Genomic DNA, 17,439 nt, shown 5'->3' on the forward strand with positions numbered 1-17,439 from the left:
CTTCGACGGCATACCTGCGGGGGGGGTGCCCCTATGACTTTGGTCAAGGGGTGATCGGGGTTGGGGGTTGGTAGAAGGTGCCGTCGCGGAGCATGGCGAAGAGCACGTCGGCCCGACGTCTGGCGAGGCAGAGGAGGGCTTGGGTGTGGTGCTTTCCCTGGGCGATCTTCTTGTCGTAGTAGGTGCGGGAGGTCGGGTCGGCCAGGGCAGCGAAGGCGGAGAGGAAGAAAGCCCGCTTGAGCTGCTTGTTTCCCCGGCGGGAGGGCTGTTCGCCGCGGATCGAGGAGCCCGAGCTTCTCGTTGCCGGGGCGAGGCCGGCGTAGGCGGCCAAGTGGGCGGCGGACGGGAAGTTGGTGCCGTCGCCGACGTCGATGAGGATGCGGGCTCCGGTCCTGATGCCGATGCCGGGCATGGACATCAGGACCTGGGAAAGAGGGTGGGCCTCCAGGAGTTCCTCGATCCGGTGAGCGAGGAGTTTGCGCTGGTCGAGGACTGCTTGGAGCGAGTCGGCCAGGCTGGGGACGATCAGCGCGGCTGCGTCCGTGCCCGGGACGATGACCGTCTGTTCGTCGAGTGCGGTGAAGACCTCGTCGATCAGCCGTTCCGTCATCCTGGGAGCCTTGGGGCGGATCAGGGTGATCAGCCTTCGGCGTCCGGCCTTGCGGATCTGGGCTGGGGAGCCGAACTGGCTGAGCAGTTTCAGCACGGCGGGGTGCTGCATGCGCGGGCCCAGGACGCGTTCGAGGTGAGGGTGGACCTGGGTGAACAGGCCGCGGAGCCGGTTGGACAGTCGGGTGGCTTCGGCGGCGAGGTCGTCGTCGAAGCCGACGATCATCTCCAGCTCGGCGACGGTGGCGTCGTCCAGGTCGAGCGAGCGCAAGGTGTGCGGCATGGCGCGGGCTGCGTCCGCGATGATGAATGCGTCGCGGGCGTCGGTCTTGGCCTCGCCGGGGTAGAGGTCGGCTATCCGCCGCATCGTGAGGCCGGGCAGATAGGCGACCTGGCAGCCCATGTCGCGGGCGACGGCCAGCGGCAGGGCCCCGATCGTGGCCGGCTGGTCGACGACCACGAGGACGGTGCCGTGCTTGGCCTGCAGTTTCGCGAAGACCTCACGGAGTTTGGGCTCGCTGTTGGGCAGCCGCTTGTCGAAGGCTTTCTTGCCGGCCGGGGTGACGGCGGTGGCGTGGTGTTCGCCCTTGCCCACGTCCAGGCCGAGGTAGACGTCGATGTCGCGGGTGTCGATCACGTGCAGTGTCCTCCGGTCGTACTCGTCCGGCCCTGCCACGGCACTGATCGCCACATCCACATTACGAAGAGCCTCCCGACCTGGGGAAAGGCCGGTGGTCATGCCCCTAATCAGCGGTCTGTCAGTGCCTCCGGAGCTGGTGACACCACCCCCCAGGCCATGCACTCGACAAGGGGAGGCAGTCATGCCAACTCCGAAGGCCGGTAACCCCGTTGCGGGGCCACGAAGACGGTAATGGGGGGGCGTCGGCACTCCTGGGGGCCGTCGGCCGCGTCTCGGCACAGGACTGCTGTCCGACGGACCACTCAGGGGACGCTTACCCGGCGCCGAGGACGTTGTCGATGTAGGCCGCCAGCGAGGCCCGCAGAGCCTCGGGTGCCGTCTTCTGATCGTCGATCAGGTGTGCCACGAGATCGGCGCGGATGGTGGCCAGCAGTGCGTGGGCGGTGAAATCGGCGTCGTGGACGCCGGGTACTTGATCCAGTGCCGCACGAAGGGTGTCGTGCCACCAGTCATAGTGCTCGGCCTGGTAGGGGCTGCTGAGGCCGGCGTGCTCCGCGGCCGACATCAGGTTCCGGTTCTCGATCTTGAAGCACAGTGCGGCGTCGAGGAGGGCCCGCACGCGCTGCCGTGGTGAGGATCCCCCTGCGTCCTGCGCTTCCTGTACGGCGCGCTGCAGGGGTTCGAGACGGGAGGCGATCACGGCGCCGATCAGGCCGGCCCGGTCGCCGAAGCGGCGGAAGAGGGTGCCCTTGCCCACGCCCGCGGCGATGTCGTCCATCGACACGCTCTGGGGGCTGCTGCTGGCGGCGAAGAGGGCGTCGGCGGCAGCCAGGACGGCTTCTCGGTTGCGCAGCGCGTCCGCGCGCTCTGTGCGCTGGGCCACGGGTCCTCCTCGGTCTTCGGACGGGGCGTCGGCCCGTCCCGGGATCCCGGGACGGATGTGCGATGTCCGGGGGTTCACCTGTGCGGTGGCTCGCGCCCGGCTGCACTTCCCGCGCCCAGGGACGGCAGCCGAGCGGTCTGCATGGCGTCAAGCGGGTCGGATCGTGTCGTCGAGCCAGTCGAAGATACGCGCTACGGCCAGGCGGAGGGCGCCCGGGTGGCAGTGGGCGTCGGCGCCTTCTTCCTCCGTGAACGTCAGGAGTGTCTTCGGTGCGGTGAGGTGCCGGTAGAGCTTGCGCGGATCGGATTCCTCGGAGGTGGAGTAGTACAGGTCGTCGGTCGCCTCGCACACCAGTACGGGGCAGGTGATGTTCTCGGCGCTCCCGTCCTTGAAGCTGTAGCGGGCGTACTCGGCGAGGAACTCCCGGTCGGTCGAGGTCCTCGTGACGTAGCGGCCGTGGTCGAAGGCCCAGCGCAGGATCGGGCTCCGCGCGCGGGCGTCGGCGATCACACGGTCCAGTTCCTCGTCCTGCTCGGCTGCCGCGCGCCGGACGGCTTCCTCGTGTGGCACCGGGAGGTGCGCGGTCAGGGCGGAGACGGCGTCGAAGACACCGTCGAGGGCCACGACGGCCGCCAGGCGCGGCTCGTAGGCGGCCGCGCGGGGCGCGAGGTAGCCGCCGAGGCTGACGCCGAGCAGCGCGACGCGGCCCGGATCGACGCCCGGGTCCCGGATGAGGAAGTCCAGGACGGGACCGACCACGTTCTCCCAGTCCGGCCGGAAGGCCAGCCTGTCCCGGTGGATGGCCGAGGGCTGCCCGGGGCCGTCGAACGTCAGGACGTTGTAGCCGCGTTCCTGTCCGCCCAGTGCGCCGAAGAAATGCAGTTCCTCGGCGGCGCCGTCGAAACCGTTGTGCATCACCAGCGTCGGCTTCGGGCCCGTGCCTGTCGCCCGGTAGAAGTAGCCGCGCAGCACGGTGTCCTCGTACGGGATCTCCACCGGTGTGACGTCGGGGAGTTGGGTGATGGCGTCGCGGAAGCAGGCGACGCCGCGCTTGTAGGCGTGGTCGATCCGCGGATCGTCGGGGTTGCCGTGGAGGAAGAACTCGGCCGCCCGGTAGTAGCTGGACGCGCGCAGTAGTCCGTCGCGCGCGCTGATGGGGTGGCCTCCGCGAGCCTCGGTCTCCAGGCGCTGGGCGGTGGCCAGCCAGGCGTCGTGCCAGCCGTCGTAGTCGCCGGGAGTGACGCGGGAGGTGGTGGCGATGACCTCGCCGACGTCCGAGCCTCCGTAGGCGGCCAGTCCGAGGTTGCGCAAGGTCTCGAACCAGAACGCCGGGTCGTCACGGAACATCAGCTGTTTCATGCCAACTCCCTCCCCGCGAAGGCGCGGAAGGATCCCGGGGGGCGCCCGGTGAGGCGCTGCACGGTGTCCGAGGTGCGGTCCTCGGCCCCGCCGGCGATGGCTCGGTCCATGCCGGCCAGCATGGTGGCGAACTCCAGCGGTATCTCGGCTGCCCAGCGGTCGCGCAGCTGTTCAAAGGTCAGGTGCCGGTGCACCACGGGCCGGCCGGTGACCTCGCTGATGATCGCGGCGACGTCGCCGTAGCTCAGCGTCTGCGGCCCGGTGAGGATCAGGTCGGTGTTGGGGGTCTGTTCGTCGGTCAGGGCGCATACGGCGACGGCGGCGATGTCCTGCGCGTCGATGAACCCGACGCGGCCGTCTCCCGAGGCCGTCAGGATGGCGCCGTCCTCACGGATGCTGCGCGCGTGGGGGGTGGAACCGGTGAAGTTCTGCATGAACCAGGAGGGCCTCAGCACCGCCCACTGCTCGAACAGGCCGGGCAGCGCCTCGTGGACCTGTCCCACCGCCGGACCGCCCGCCGGGATCGCCGATGAGCTGAGCAGCACCGCGCGGTGCACACCTGCCGTGCGGGCCCGGCGGAGGAAGGGCAGCATGGCCGCGGCCGGGTCGGAGGAGCCGATGGGCGGGATGAGGTAGACGCGGTCGACGCCGTCAAGGGCCTCGTCCCAGGTCGAGGGTTTGTTCCAGTCGAAGCGGACAGGCTCCGCACCCTCCACCGGTGTGGCGCTCCGGCCCGCGGCCTTGACGCGGTAGCCCTTGGCGGTCAGTCCGGCGGTGACGCGGCGGCCGGTGGTGCCGGTGGCCCCGACGACGAGGGTGGCGCTCGTGGTGTTCATCAGTTCGCTCCTACGAAGTCGGCGCCGGGCTGTTGAACGGCGAGGGGGTTCCAGTAGTCGCGGTAGGAGGTGATGCGCCCGTCCTTGACCGTGACCACGGCGATGTAGGTCATGTTGAAGGGCCTGCCGGTCTCCACCAGGCGGCCGACCCCGCGCATTTCCACCACGACCGTCTCGGGGACGGTGGTCTGGTGGATCTTCACGTCGGGGAAGTCGTGGACGTCGACGTGATCGGGGTAATGGCGCATGTAGTCGGCGACGGCGGTCTTGCCTTCCAGTCGCTCGGGCCAGCCTTCGGGCGCGAAGGGGAACTCCAGGACGCCGTCGTCGTCCCACAGGTCGACCCAGGCGGGGATGTTCTTCTCCAGCAGCAGTTGCAGACCGTGGCGGTACAGCTCCGCAGGTGACATGGGCATGGTCATAGTCATGGCTTCCGTTCCGCTCGAAGATGCGGCATTCCTGGCCCCTCGGCTGTCGCCCCTCGTCGCGAGCCGGGTGATACCTCCGGTGGCGGAGGTTCCTCGCGACGGGCCACTTGAGAGAAATCCGGACCGTCGGTCCGCTTAGTTGAGATCATACGGACCGTCGGTCCGTTTTGCAAGTGTGAGCGCGGCCGGCACTCCGACCGGTCGTTCGGCGGCTCGCGAGACTCGGTCGTCGTCGCGCGACTGCCGTTCGAGTGACTGGAGTGGACGGCGGCAACGGTCACCGTCAGCCTTGGTGATCATCCGGCTCCAAGGCCGCCAGTCCGGATTCGTCACCTCCGCCGCCGTCATCGCGGTCCTGTCCGCACTGCTGTATGCCACGTTCAAACGCAAGGGCTGGCTCTGATCGACCCGGTGCCGGGCGCCGGCGCCCAGGCTCCGAAAGTAGGGAAATACCTGGTCACACCCGGCTTTTCGGGCCGGTGAGCGGAGTAGTGTGAAGAAACCGGGAGTTCTTCGCGTACCGGCTCCGCCGCGGGTGCCGTTTCCGGTGATCGACAATGCCGGGCCGCACCCACGAGCCCGGGGACAGGTCCGCGCCATGCCCGTGATCATTGACCGTACGACGTCGAGCAGGCGCGCGCCGGCGCAGCCGGCTCGGCTGTCCCTGACGCCCGCGCCGGGCGGGCTGGACGGCACGTGGTGGCCTCGTTCCCGTGCCCTCACCCGTGAGCTGCCCACCCTGACGGCCGCACTGGTCGAACATTGGGGCCGCATCACAGATGTCACCGTGCACCCGGCCTACTGGCCCGTCATCCCGCACTGGGTGTCCGTCGCCGGGCGTACCGTGCGGGTGGGCTGGTCCACCCAGGCCCAGGATCCGCACAGACTGACCTTCTTTTCCGTCGATGGTCGCCGGGACGTGCTGGTGATTCCGCCGGAAACCGGTGCGGATGCCGCCGCGCAGCTGATGGCGGGCGACGGCATCGATGCCCCGGCCCGGGAGGAAGCAGCGGACGGGATCGATGCCCGGATCAGGGAAGAAGCGTGGGAGACCGACGGCGGAGCAGGTCGTCCGTCGTCCCTGCCCCCTGGCCCATCGGCTCGACAGGGCCTTCGCCCCGCGGAGGTGAGAGAACCATGACTGTCATCGCCGTGGCCGTGCTGCTCCTTCTGATCGCCGTCGGAGTCGTTCTGATCCACCGGCTCAACGGTCAGCACGACGCGCGGATCGCTGCCTTCCACTACAGCGATCCTCTGCCGGGGATCGGGCGTCGGATCCGGAGGCGGCGTCGGTCGGCGGTGGACGCGACCGTTCCGATGCGCCCCACCCCGACGGCGACCGCGGATGACATCGACTTCGGCCCGACCGCGGGCGGTAGAGGAAGGCGCGTCATGGCGATATTGCGAGACCGGAGGACGTACCGCGAGAGGATCATGCAGGCTCTGTACCAAGCCGCCGAAGGCAATCGCCTCCTGGGTGTCGATGGGGCGAAGCTCCGCACCGACCTCGGCATCCCCGAGCAGGACATGGCCGCTGCCTGTATGTATCTGGCGGGCGAAGGCTGGGTCGTCGTGGACTGGGGGAGGGGCAATACACCCGCGATGATCACGCTGACGCACCAGGGGATCCGGCAGATGGAGACAGAAGAGGAAGGGCGTGGCTGACCCGCCGCGTCGGCTTCTCGGACCGAAGTGAACCTCCACAAGGATTGCTTATGCCGAATTGATCCCTTTGGCGTAACGTGGAAAGCGGGTCGGCGCACGCTCACGTGCAATGACCCGGAAGGGCGGCTCCGGCGGGTATACGCCGGAGCCGTTGCCTGTTTCCGTAACCGCGCCCGGCGGCGAGGCGCTCGCGGGAGCATCGTGCGGAGTACCGTGAGGTAGCAGGGCCGTATCGCGGTCACACGCCCTGCGGTCGCACTGCTCTCTACGGACGGGCGGACACCATGGCCGACTCCGACACCCCCGACCTCCCCAGGCTCCTGCCGGATGCCGTCCACCGGTCGGTGAAACCCGGGACGGCCCTGCTGAGGCTGGAGACGACACACGCACGCGAGGGAATCCTGGACGGCGCATGGTGGCCGCGGTCCCGGGACGTCGGTGCCGAACTCCCTTTGCTGATCTCCGCGTTGACCGAGCATCTCGGAACTGTCACCCGGGTCGGTCTGGACGGCAGCGCCTGGGACGAACTGCCGACCCGGGTGATGGTCGACGGCCGAGTCGTCCACATCGATTCCTTCCCGGTCGGTGACGACACCGTCCTCATCACCCGGGGCGACCGGGACCATTTCTCCCTGATGCTGGTCCCTCCGGACACGTCGCCCGACGCGGCACGCGCCGCGATGGCCAGGGCCGTACGGGCCGACAACGTCACCGAGGCCAAACAGATCCTCATCGATACGGGCAGCGACACGCCACCTGCGCCGGCCTGACACGTCCGTCGCGGATCGACCCCCGTCGGCCCGGACGCTGGATGCGGGCGAACTTCTCCGTCTGCTGGGCCTGGAGGGCGGTTACGGCGTCCGAGAGGGGGAAGAGCGGTGGCTCCTCGGTCGTGCGGCTCTCCATGTCGACACGGATCAGCGCTTCGAGATCGTCCTGGGCGTAGTCCCTGACCCGCCAACCCGTCATGATCAGCTCCGCGTGTTCGGCCGTACTCCCGTCATCAGCCGATGTCCGGAGCACGCGCGCGACAGGCGTCGGCCACGAGTCCTCCCTGGTGGCACGGATCGCTCGGGCCGTAGTCGGGTCACGCTGCGGTGCCGGGCACGCTGCCGGCCTGGCTGAGGGACTTGTCGGTGCGGCCGGTGTCGGCCGGTGGCGCTGCCGCGGCGGGTGCGGCGGCCGCGGTTTCCCGGGCGAGGAAGGAGCCGAGTTCGCCGATCGTGCTCATGAGGGGAGCTGGGAAGACGACGGTGGTGTTCTGGTCGACACCGATCTCCACCAGGCTTTGGAGATTGCGCAGTTGAAGCGCCAGGGGGTGGGCCATCATGGTGTCCGAGGCGTCGCCGAGCGCGGCTGCGGCCAGGGACTCGCCCTCCGCGTTGATGATCTTCGCTCGCTTCTCCCGCTCGGCCTCGGCCTGGCGGGCCATGGCGCGTTTCATGGTGTCGGGCAGCTGGATGTCCTTGAGTTCGACCAGCGTGACCTGCACACCCCAGTCGACGGTGGTGACGTCGAGGATCTGGCGGATGTCCAGGTTGATACGGTCCGTCTCCGACAGCGTCTCGTCGAGCGTGTGCCGGCCGACGACCTTCCGCAGGGTGGTCTGGGCGATCTGGTTGATCGCCGCGTTGACGTTCTCCACGGCGACGACCGACTTCACGGCGTCGACAACCCGGAAGTAGGCGACCGCCGACACGTCCACGCTCACGTTGTCCCGGGTGATGATGCCCTGGGACTGGATCGGCATGGTGACGACCCGCAGGGACACCCGGTGCAGGGCGTCGACGAACGGGATGATGAACCGCAGCCCCGGGGAGCGTGTTCCGACGAGCCGGCCGAAGCGGAACAGCACTCCTTTCTCGTACTGCTTGACGACCTTCACGGACAGGGCGAGGGCCAGGACGGCCAGGAGGCCGATCACGACGATGAGAACGATCAGGGCTTGCATGTGCTGCTCCTCGGGACGAGGACCACGTGGGGCGGGAACTCGCCGGTCGAGACCCCTGCAAGTGCCTGCGTCGGTTCGTGAGGCAGGGCCGAAACCCGTCGGTACGGGCCGCGCAGACGGTCGGTGCGTGGGGCCGGGGACATCGCCTCGTCCCCCGTGGTGAGCGGTGTGGCCACGGCCCCCGACGTGGTGGTCACGTCGTACGCCGACGGTCGGCGACTTGGACAGTGGCGGTCCCGCAGGGGGTTGTGCCGCGGCGCGAGCCGCCGGGTGGCGCGCGACTGTAGCGGTGCACGGCGATCCTTTCCGCGTGCTCGATGTACTCGATGGCGAGCCGGTGGATCACGAATGCCGCTGCCGCGATGAGGACCAGGAAGGCCATGGTCGTGGCGGCTGTCTCACGTGCCGTTGATCAGGCGACTGGCGCGTTCGGTCCGTGCCGGAACGGCCGCAGGGGCGGGGCCGTCCTCGTACTTCCCTGCCCCGGCGATGAGATCGCTCGCGGTCAGTGGTGGGCCGTCGTAGTCGGACGCGGCTGACATCAGGCGGGCCGCCGACTCCGTCTCGGTCTCGGGCGGGATGACCAGCAGATCCCAGCGGCCGGTGTCGTAGGAGAGCAGCAGCAGCTTGTGCGGGTCGATCTCCGGGGTGAACCATCCGACCTTGACGACATGACCGCCCACGGGGATCTCGTGCGGGATGACCGGCCAGTACTTCGGGTTGACGGCGATGCGGGTGATGCGGCCCCACAGAGGGTCCAGCGCATCGGTCAGTGCGGGCAGCTCGCTCAGCAGGTCCCGGGAGCGGGGCCACCAGGCACCGTCCAGGAGGCCGCGCGACGGGCCGTCCGTCTTCAGCGCGAGACGCGCGGCCGGGGCTGCGACGGGCTCGTGGTGTGGCAGGAGTTGGTGCGAGGTCGCCGACATGGTGCGGACCCGTCTCCGGGCCGCCTTGGCGGCGACCCGGTTTTCATCTCTCGCCGAGAACGACCCGGTGTGGAAGCCGGTGTGCGAAATGCCCTCGGTGCTACCCACGGTACTCCGCACACGCCGGGGCGGTTGTGGAGACGCCGCCGCATTCCGTGAAACGGCTGTCGATACCGGCGGGAGTGGGCCGAGGGCGCCGGGGCACTTCGTATGCCGGCTCCCGGACCGGTCTCACGCGCGACGGCTCGCGTGCCCTGGCCCAGCACTCCTTGGCTGTGTTACGTGGGAGGTGTTCCTCGTGTTCCGTTCGGCCCGTCGCTCCCCATCAGTCCGCCGGGCCTCGGCGAGGAGTATCCTGGTGATTACCGAGAGTATCTCGTACACCGGCTTCCATGCCGGGTCGTTCTCGGCAATTCATGACAACCGGGCCGGCCGTGACCGGCCCGGGGTTGGGTCCCCGCCATGACCGCGACCATTCCGTTCACACCCGCAGTCGGAGACCGGGCCCCTTCTTCGTCACCGCTCCGACTCACGCTGGCGCCGGCCGGCGCCCCTCCGGCCCTGATCGACGGTGCCTGGTGGCCCCGTTCGCGCAACCTGACGGAGCAGCTCCCGGCGCTCGTCGAATGTATCGACCCGCTGTGGGGGCGGATCACCCGGGTAGCGGTGAGCCGCACGTTCTGGCCGGTCATCCCGGGAGAAGTGCCCGCGCACGGCCACATGGTGCGCGTCGGCTGGTCCAACGCCGGGCAAGACCCGCACAAGCTGTTGCTGCTGTCCCACACCTTCGGCCGCTGGGACCTGCTGGTGATCCCACCGGAGACAGACCCGGCCACCGCGGCCCGGCTCATGGCCACGGCCACCGACCCGTCGCGGAGCCTCACGGCGACCGGCCTGATCCAGGAGGCCGAACGTTTCCGGGCCGCGGCAGAGGCAACGGCCGACTCGGACTCGCTCCAGGAGGCGGTCTGGGACTCCGAAGGCGGACACGACGCCCGCCGTCCCGCCTCACGCACTCCTGACGGACCGGTCACCGGTCAAGCGCCCACCGCGGCAGTAGGAGTGTGAGAGATATGGACACCTTCGTGACGGTGAGTGTGCTCCTCGCGGTGATCGTCTTTGGTGTGATCGTGATTCGGCTGTTCATCGCGAGCCACGATGATCGCTTGGAGACCCTGACATCCGGCCGTACCCGGCGGTGGCGGTTCTCGCCATGGCACCGCACAGAGAAGTGAACCCGCTCCAAGGAGGATCGCGGAGCCGGCTCCGCCGGTAGGACGTTCGGGAACAGCGGCGGGAGGGGAACGTTCAGTGTGCCGTCGGCCATGTCCATGGCCATGGTGGTGCGGCTGCCGGCTCACTCCAGGAGGGCGCGGTGGTCGGTGGCGCTCCCGCGCCATCCGATCAACAGGAGCGTCGCATCGTCCGTCGTGATCCCGCCCCGCGGTCGCGGTCCAGCACCTCGCCATCTACGGGCGGACGGGCCGTCTCGACATCTCCGCACCGAACACGAGGCGTTCGCGCCGACAGGACTCAGGGACCTCCGCCGCCTGCGTGCAGCAGCCGATGAGCAGGACGGTCCCGCATGTCAGCGGCATCCACTAGCCGCCGCCGGGTTCCTCCGTGCCGATGACGAGGGCTTCGGTGATCTCGGGGAGGCGTTCGACGATGTCGTGGATGTCGGCGCTGCCCAGGCGCACGCCGTTGCGGTTGAGGGTGGCGTCGGAGCGGCCGTGGACGATCACCGAGCCGTGGGAGGTGAGGGTGATCCAGTCGCCGTGCCGCCGCACGCCCGGGCAGGCGCCGAAGTAGGTGTCGCGGTAGCGGTTGCCGTCGGGGTCGTTCCAGAAGTACAGCGGCATGGAGGGCATGGGCCGGGTGACGACCAGTTCGCCGACCTGGTCGGCGACCGGGCGTCCCGCGACGTCGTACGCCGCCAGCGCCACGCCCAGGTTGGGGGCGGACAGCTCGCCGGCCCAGACGGGGGTCGTGGGGGCGCTGCCGGCGAAGGCGGAGACGACATCCGTGCCGCCGCTGGTGGAGGCCGGCTGGATTCCAGCCCACGTGGTCGCGGACCCAGGGATAGGCGGAGGCAGGGAGGGTGGAGCCGGTGCCGCCGATGGCGCGGACGGCCGACAGGTCGTGCACGGTGGATTCGATGCCCCGTTCGGCCATGGCCAGCAGGTACTGGGGGCTGGTGCCGAAGACGGTGACCTTGTGGCGGGCCGCCAGCTCCCACAGGACGTCGGCCCGCGCCACCGGCGCGGGGCTGCCGTCGTAGGTGCAGGTGGTGGCGCCGGTCAGCAGGGTGGAGACGACCAGGTTCCACATCATCCAGTGGGTGGTGGTGTACCAGAGCAGGCGGTCCCCGACGCCCAGGTCGCAGTGCAGGCCGAGGATCTTGAGGTGTTCGAGCAGGACGCCGCCGTGTCCGTGGACGATGCCCTTCGGCAAGCCCGTGGTGCCGGAGGACAAGACGATCCAAAGAGGGGTGGTCGAACGGCACCGGGGTGATGGTGAGGTACTCGGTACGGGTGGCGGCATCGTCCCAGGGGACCGTCAGGCCCGTGTGCCGGGTCTCGGGCCGGCCGAGACCCAGGTGGTCCACGAGTACCGTGGCCTTCAACGTGGGCAGGGCGCCGGCCAGTTCGAGGGAGGCTGCGCGGCGGTCGTGCGTGGTGCCGTTGAAGAGGTAGCCGTCCGCCGTGATGAGCACCGTGGGTTCGAGCTGGGCGAAGCGGTCGGCCGCTGCCTTGGGCGCGTAGTCCTGGCCGCACACCGACCACACCGCGCCCAGACTGGCCGTGGCGAGGAACGCGATGACGGCGTGAGGGGTGTTCGGCAGGTAGCCGACCACCCGGTCGCCCATCCCCACCCCCAGGTCGCGCAGGGTGGCCGCGACGGAGGCGACCCGGGCGCGCAGCTGTCGGCCCGTGATCTCGTAGCCGGAGCCGTTCTCGTCCAGCGCGGTGATCGCGGGAGCGTCCGGGTGCTGGGTGGTCATCGCGTGGTGCTCCTCGGCAGGGGGACGGGCCGGGCTTCGGTGGTACGGCGGGCCGTCCCGGACGTGGGGCGTCGGCCAGGGCATCGAACCCGCCACCGGTGAATCGGCGCACCGCATCGCGCACCGTGACCGGGTTGCATTCCACCAGATCGGCGACTTGCGGCACGGTCAGGCCCCGGCCCAGCAGCCGTATGCACTCCAACCGCCGCCGCTCGTCACGCGGCAGATCATGCCCGACCAGCCGTCGACGTACCGCGGCATGCTGCTCGCAGGCCAACTCCACCGTAAGGATCTTCGGCATCACCGCCATTCCCGCCAAGTTCCTACCCTTGCAGGGAGTTGACTTCACCGAGTCCGCTTAGCGTCGACTGTCCGCCCCGAACCGGGTGGATTCCGCGGCCTCGGCGCGACTTGCCTGCCGCACGGTCGGAACACTGGCCTGGGCGAGAAGGGTCAGCGCTGCCGCCGACGCGGTACCGGCGTCGGCGGTCGCCACGACGAGGCGCTGGCCTTCCGCCTGCGGGACGTTCAGGGTCTGGAGGTTGAGCTGCATGTGGCCTACCAGCGGATGGTGCATGCGGTACGTGGCGAGGTCCCACTTCCTGACCCGGTGCTCGGACCACATCATGGCGAACTCCGAGCTCTTCATGGTCAGTTCACCGATCAGCTCGGCCAGCCGAGGATCGTCCGGATGCTGCCCGGCGGCGAGCCGCAGCTTCCCCACCACGTCCCTGGCCTTCTTCGGCCAGTCCACGTACAGGTCCCGGGTGTGCGCGTCCAGGAAGACCAGCCGAGCCGTGTTCGGACGCCGGTCAGGTTGATCGGGGATGTGCGGGTCCAGATGCCCGGCGAACAGTGCGTGTCCCGTGCGGTTCCAGGCCAGTACGTCGCTGCGGCGCCCGAGCAGGATCGCGGGTGCGTCGCCGAACGCGCCGAGCAACTGCCGGGTCGTGTCGCCCGCCCGCTCCGGCGCGGGCCTGCGCCGGGTGCCGGTGCGGCGCGAGGCGCGGGCCAGGTCGTGCAGATGGGCCCGCTCCACCTCGTCCAGCCCGAGGGCACGGGCCAGCGCGTCCAGCACCTCCGGTGACGCGTTGAGCGAGAGCCCCTGCTCCAGCCGCGTGTAGTAGGACAGGCCCACCCCGGCGAGCTGTGCCAACTCGTCACGGCGCAGCCCCGGCACGCGACGACGCTCTCCGAAATCCGGGAGTCCCACATCCGCCGGCTGCAACTGCGACCGGCGCATCTTGAGGAACTCACCCAACCGCGGCTTCTTGTCCATGCACCGAGTATCGAGCACCGGGGCGCCCGGCAGCCTGCCCCTGGCAAGGGCAGGCTGCAAGCGGCCGGCGCCAGCACACTCGGAGCCACGAGCAGGACGCAGGACCGGCCCCGGAACGGAACACGGGCGGGGGCCGACCGGCGTCACCGGCCAGGAACCCGGTACGGGGACTTCGCGGTCCACGCGGCGTCGGTTTCGGCTCGGCCCGACTCGCTTGGTCACGGCATCCCCGCCCGCCACGTCCCGCACGCGATGTCCGGTGCACCGGCCGGACCGCGTCTTCGGAAGGAAGCACGACCCATGAGGCTGAAACATTCCGCGATCGCCGTGGTCCTCACCGCCATGACGGCCCTCGGCACCGCGCTGACCAGCACCACCGCCGCCCACGCCACGCCCGGCCGACACGCCACCACGTTCGCCCACGGCCCTTCCCGTCCAGCGGTGCCCATCGTCGAAGCCAGGGGTCCGGGGGTCTTCCCTCATTCCGTGGACTACGACCCGGATTCCCGGAAGTTCGTGGTGGGTTCGCTGGCGCACAGCACCATCTCCTCTGTCGGCCAGGACGGGACGGTGCGTACCCTCGTCGACGACAAGGATCTGGTGTCCGTGCAGGCCGTCCGGGTGGACTCCAAACGGAACCGGATCCTGGCCACCAACGTGGATTACGGACTCGCCGACCGCTCCGCGCCTGCCACCAGGTTCCGGGTCGCGGGTGTCGCGAGCTACGACACCGACAGCGGACGCCGGCTTTGGTACGCCGACCTGAGCAAGGTCGCGGGCGACGGCAAGCAGCATCTGGTGTCCGACGTGACGATCGCTGCGGACGGCACGGCGTACGCCGTCGACGAACTGACCCCGACGATCTTCCGCATCGACCGTGACGGGCGGGCCTCCGTCCTCCTGCGCGACGACCTGCTGGCCGGGAAGCTGGACATCCCGGACTTCCTGAACGACGTGGGCATGAGCGCCGTCGCATGGATGCCCGGGAACATCCTCGTCGTCGCGATGGCCGACGGCAGCCTGGTGCGGGTGCCGGTCGACCACCCCGAACAGGCCGCCAAGGTCCGGCTCACCACCGATCTCAAGACCATCACCGCGGGCATCCGGGTCCTGCCGGACGGGTCGATCGCCGCGATCAGCAGTGGACTGCTCAGCGGGCAGGCCGCCGTCGTGCAGCGGGTGCGCCCCGGCCCTCACTGGAAATCCGCCACCGTCACGGTCACCGACACCGTCGCCGACCCGGTCAGCAGCGCCGTCACGGCCGGCCCGCGGGGCACGACCTACGCGCTCAGCGGCGGCCTGGCCGCCCTGCTGGCCGGCGGACCGAACGACGGCTTCACACTGCGCCCGGTGAACGTGCGCTGACCGCACTACCGGTCGGGCCCGCCGAGCCGGCACCTCTCTCCTCGTGCCGGTTCCGAAAAAGACACCGGCCCGAGCGTCCGCACCACACCTGCCCACCACCACCATCCGTGGCACCCACGAAAGGCACACAACATGTCTGCGCTGTACACCACCGAGGCCCTGTCGACCGGTGACGGTCGTAACGGCGAAGTCCGGTCCCTCGACGGCGTCCTGGACGAAGTCCTGGCGGTCCCGAAGGAGATGGGCGGCCCCGGCGGCGACAGGACCAACCCGGAGCAGCTCTTCGCCGCCGGATACGCCGCCTGCTTCCACAACGGACTCCGCCTGATCGCGGGCGGGCAGGGGGTCAAACTGTCGGCCTCGACCGTGCAGTCGAAGGTGAGCCTGCTTGCGCTGGAGACCGGCGGTTTCACCCTGGCCGTGTCGCTGACCGCGCACCTGCCGGGCCTGGAGCAGTCCACCGCCGACCAGTTGATGCAGGCCACACGTGAAGTGTGCCCGTACTCCAACGCCACCCGGGGGAACATCGAGGTGACCCTCACGGCCACAGTCCGGTAGGGGACTTCGGACGGCTGACGCCCCCGAAGAGGCTCAGCGGCTGCCGCCGCCGCATGGTGGCGGCAGCCGTGCCAGCCCGTCCCGTTGGCCGCCGCAGTCTTACCGCGCACAGCAGAACGTCCCCCACAGATCGGGCCGCCCGGTAACCCCGGCGCCGGCCGGTCTCCCCTCCGCTGTCGAAGCCCTGAGCCGCCCCGCACTTCCCACAACACAGAAACCGCGGACCCAGTGCCCCATATTGGACATACAACCGACGACCTATGCGCCGTGTTCGACAAAAGCGGTCTCACCCCACACCTGCCCGTCCTCGCGCGTGATGCCGTTCACCTGCCGGACGCCGGTGCAACAACGACCGACGGCACGTCGGTATCCGCGGCTCCGTGGCAGGGCGTGCGAGTACGCCACGGAACACGGCTCGGCCTGCCCGGCATGGACGTCCTCGATCGCAACCGCGGCGAGAGGGACGGCGCGGAGTACCGCCACGCGAACGCCCATGTTCCACCGCCGCGTTCCACGCACGACGGCATCGGAACCCCGGCATCCGCCGCCCGGTCGACCGCGGACGGCGGTACGAACGCGTGAAGTCCGAGATCGATCCGCTGTCCATGGCGGCGATGGCCCTCACCGTGGTCTCCGTCTCGGCCACCGCCCCGCTCACCGCCGCAGCCACCGCCTCGCCGCTCGCCATGGCCTTCTGGCGCAACTGCCTGGGCTTCGCCGTACTCGGGCCTCTCCTGCTGTTACTGCGCCGTCGCGAGGTGGTGCGCGTCGCTCGAGGCGAGCGCGGCATCCTGCGCCGGGAGCAGTGGCGGCCCCTGGTCTTCGGCTTCCTCGCGGCCACGGCGCTCGCCCTCCACTTCGCGGCCTTCATGACCAGCACCCGGCTGACCTCGGTCGCCATGTCCACGGCGCTCGTCGCCACCCAGCCCGTCTGGCAGGCCCTCATCGCCGCGGGCCAGGGCGTCCAGACGTCCCGCCGGACATGGGCGGGTCTCGTGCTCTCCGTGGTGGGAGCGGCCGCGGCGGGCGGTCTCGACATCAGGTCCGGCGGTACGGCGCTGCTGGGGGACCTGCTCGCCCTTGTCGGGGCCATCGCCCAGGCCGGGTACACCGCGCTGAGCGAACGGTCGCGCGCGGATGTGAGCACACCGCTGTATTCGACGTTCACTTCGCTGGTCTGCGGTCTGGAACTCCTCGCCGTCTGCTGGCCGGCCCACATCCCGCTGACGGGTTTCGACAGATCCACGCAGCTGTCGCTGCTCGGGCTGCTCATCCTTCCCCAGATTCTGGGGCTCGGCTCACTGAACTTCGCCCTCGGCAGGACATCGGCGACGACAATGAGCGTCCTGCTCCTGCTGGAGACCCCCGTGGCGGCGCTCGCCGCGTGGTGGTTCATGGGGCAGGGCATCAAGCCCGCGACCGTACCCGGGCTCCTGCTGATCATCGTCGGCGTCACGGTCGTGGTGACGAGCGGCGGCGTGGAACAAGCCACGGCACAGCAGGGCAGACACCGCAGTACAGGAATACCGCCGTACCCGGCCTACGCCCCCCGCACACCCCAGCCCCCGCCCACACCTCAGCCCCTGACGTTCCCGGACTCCGCCAAACGGGACCCCAGAGTGGACTGGGCAAAGTACACCGGAGACGAGATCCCAACGGTCACCCTCACCTATCACGGTGCGGGGGCGTTCGACACCCTGTTCTTGCGCATGCCGTACGTGGAGGAAGAGGAGCCCGGGCCTCGACGGCCCCACTGAGGCATTGGCGGACCGCAGCCGACGGCGGTAGACCGCCCATCCGATCGCAGCTCGAGGGTTGCGTCCAGAGAAGTGGTGTACGGGTTCGACCATATCTGAGGTTTGCTCCGGCTTCCGGATGATGCCCGTGTAGTCCCTCAGCACCATGGCCTTGACGGCATTCTGCGTGCAACGTCGAG

Annotated in this window: 17 protein-coding genes and 2 pseudogenes; 9 read left to right on the plus strand and 10 right to left on the minus strand. The window is 69.6% G+C overall.

Annotated elements, in window-relative coordinates; genetic code table 11:
- Positions 1–43 precede the first annotated feature (43 nt).
- The 5 genes from AVL59_RS13300 to AVL59_RS13320 form a co-directional block, all read right to left on the minus strand.
- Entirely contained in the window at positions 44–1,246 is a 1,203-nt protein-coding gene (locus AVL59_RS13300) for an IS110 family RNA-guided transposase (protein ID WP_443732255.1), read from the minus strand.
- 316 nt (positions 1,247–1,562) lie between these two features.
- The gene (locus AVL59_RS13305) at positions 1,563–2,132 is read right to left on the minus strand and encodes a TetR/AcrR family transcriptional regulator (RefSeq protein WP_067303242.1); all 570 of its coding nucleotides are present in this window, start codon (positions 2,130–2,132) and stop codon (positions 1,563–1,565) included.
- Between the two features lie 147 nt (positions 2,133–2,279).
- On the minus strand, positions 2,280–3,491 hold the full coding sequence (locus AVL59_RS13310) for an alpha/beta hydrolase family protein (RefSeq protein WP_067303245.1): 1,212 nt from the start codon (positions 3,489–3,491) through the stop codon (positions 2,280–2,282).
- Complete coding sequence (locus tag AVL59_RS13315; RefSeq protein WP_067303248.1) at positions 3,488–4,327, minus strand: NmrA family NAD(P)-binding protein; 840 nt, start codon at positions 4,325–4,327, stop codon at positions 3,488–3,490. The genes AVL59_RS13310 and AVL59_RS13315 overlap by 4 nt, the downstream gene beginning before the upstream one ends.
- The gene (locus AVL59_RS13320; protein ID WP_067303250.1) at positions 4,327–4,749 is read right to left on the minus strand and encodes a nuclear transport factor 2 family protein; all 423 of its coding nucleotides are present in this window, start codon (positions 4,747–4,749) and stop codon (positions 4,327–4,329) included. Before AVL59_RS13320 ends, AVL59_RS13315 begins: the two co-directional genes overlap by 1 nt.
- A 604-nt stretch (positions 4,750–5,353) precedes the next feature.
- Between AVL59_RS13320 and AVL59_RS13325 the strand changes: the two genes are divergently transcribed.
- The 3 genes from AVL59_RS13325 to AVL59_RS13335 all read left to right on the plus strand — a co-directional run bounded on the left by AVL59_RS13325 (position 5,354) and on the right by AVL59_RS13335 (position 7,190).
- Positions 5,354–5,896, plus strand: a complete 543-nt coding sequence (locus AVL59_RS13325) for a DUF5994 family protein (protein ID WP_067303253.1) — start codon at positions 5,354–5,356, stop codon at positions 5,894–5,896.
- On the plus strand, positions 5,893–6,420 hold the full coding sequence (locus AVL59_RS56350; protein ID WP_372450377.1) for a hypothetical protein: 528 nt from the start codon (positions 5,893–5,895) through the stop codon (positions 6,418–6,420). The genes AVL59_RS13325 and AVL59_RS56350 overlap by 4 nt, the downstream gene beginning before the upstream one ends.
- Before the next feature lie 284 nt (positions 6,421–6,704).
- The gene (locus AVL59_RS13335; protein ID WP_067303256.1) at positions 6,705–7,190 is read left to right on the plus strand and encodes a DUF5994 family protein; all 486 of its coding nucleotides are present in this window, start codon (positions 6,705–6,707) and stop codon (positions 7,188–7,190) included.
- A 317-nt stretch (positions 7,191–7,507) separates the two neighbouring features.
- Here the strand turns inward: AVL59_RS13335 and AVL59_RS13345 are convergent, their stop codons facing one another.
- A complete protein-coding gene (locus AVL59_RS13345) occupies positions 7,508–8,371 on the minus strand; it encodes a slipin family protein (protein ID WP_067303263.1) in 864 nt (287 codons plus the stop codon).
- A 398-nt stretch (positions 8,372–8,769) separates the two neighbouring features.
- The gene (locus AVL59_RS13355; RefSeq protein WP_067303269.1) at positions 8,770–9,405 is read right to left on the minus strand and encodes a DUF5994 family protein; all 636 of its coding nucleotides are present in this window, start codon (positions 9,403–9,405) and stop codon (positions 8,770–8,772) included.
- Between the two features lie 354 nt (positions 9,406–9,759).
- On the opposite strand from AVL59_RS13355, the gene AVL59_RS13360 reads away from it, so the two are divergent.
- Together AVL59_RS13360 and AVL59_RS52100 are read left to right on the plus strand one after the other, a co-directional pair.
- Entirely contained in the window at positions 9,760–10,365 is a 606-nt protein-coding gene (locus tag AVL59_RS13360) for a DUF5994 family protein (protein ID WP_067303271.1), read from the plus strand.
- Between the two features lie 5 nt (positions 10,366–10,370).
- Positions 10,371–10,532, plus strand: coding sequence for a hypothetical protein (locus AVL59_RS52100; RefSeq protein WP_159399907.1), 162 nt, complete (start codon positions 10,371–10,373; stop codon positions 10,530–10,532).
- Positions 10,533–10,901: 369 nt separating this feature from the next.
- Here the strand turns inward: AVL59_RS52100 and AVL59_RS13365 are convergent.
- From AVL59_RS13365 to AVL59_RS13370, 3 genes and pseudogenes are all read right to left on the minus strand, one after another.
- Positions 10,902–12,283 (minus strand): annotated as a pseudogene (locus tag AVL59_RS13365) (acetoacetate--CoA ligase); the annotation flags it as partial.
- Positions 12,284–12,407: 124 nt separating this feature from the next.
- Positions 12,408–12,611, minus strand: a pseudogene (locus tag AVL59_RS56355) (helix-turn-helix domain-containing protein); the annotation flags it as partial.
- A gap of 48 nt (positions 12,612–12,659) precedes the next feature.
- Positions 12,660–13,580 carry a helix-turn-helix transcriptional regulator gene (locus tag AVL59_RS13370; protein WP_067303274.1) on the minus strand — a complete coding sequence of 307 codons (921 nt, stop codon included), beginning with the start codon at positions 13,578–13,580 and terminating at the stop codon, positions 12,660–12,662.
- Between the two features lie 300 nt (positions 13,581–13,880).
- Between AVL59_RS13370 and AVL59_RS13375 the strand changes: the two genes are divergently transcribed.
- From AVL59_RS13375 to AVL59_RS13385, 4 genes are all read left to right on the plus strand, one after another.
- Positions 13,881–14,945 carry a hypothetical protein gene (locus tag AVL59_RS13375; protein ID WP_067303276.1) on the plus strand — a complete coding sequence of 355 codons (1,065 nt, stop codon included), beginning with the start codon at positions 13,881–13,883 and terminating at the stop codon, positions 14,943–14,945.
- A 132-nt stretch (positions 14,946–15,077) separates the two neighbouring features.
- On the plus strand, positions 15,078–15,503 hold the full coding sequence (locus AVL59_RS13380; protein WP_067303277.1) for an organic hydroperoxide resistance protein: 426 nt from the start codon (positions 15,078–15,080) through the stop codon (positions 15,501–15,503).
- A 390-nt stretch (positions 15,504–15,893) separates the two neighbouring features.
- Positions 15,894–16,085, plus strand: coding sequence for a hypothetical protein (locus AVL59_RS53550; RefSeq protein WP_208870367.1), 192 nt, complete (start codon positions 15,894–15,896; stop codon positions 16,083–16,085).
- Positions 16,082–17,260, plus strand: a complete 1,179-nt coding sequence (locus tag AVL59_RS13385; protein WP_067303280.1) for a DMT family transporter — start codon at positions 16,082–16,084, stop codon at positions 17,258–17,260. The genes AVL59_RS53550 and AVL59_RS13385 overlap by 4 nt, the downstream gene beginning before the upstream one ends.
- Positions 17,261–17,439: the final 179 nt, after the last annotated feature.

Origin of the sequence: Streptomyces griseochromogenes, from assembly GCF_001542625.1 — a bacterium.
In the GTDB taxonomy this organism is placed as follows: Bacteria; Actinomycetota; Actinomycetes; order Streptomycetales; family Streptomycetaceae; genus Streptomyces; species Streptomyces griseochromogenes.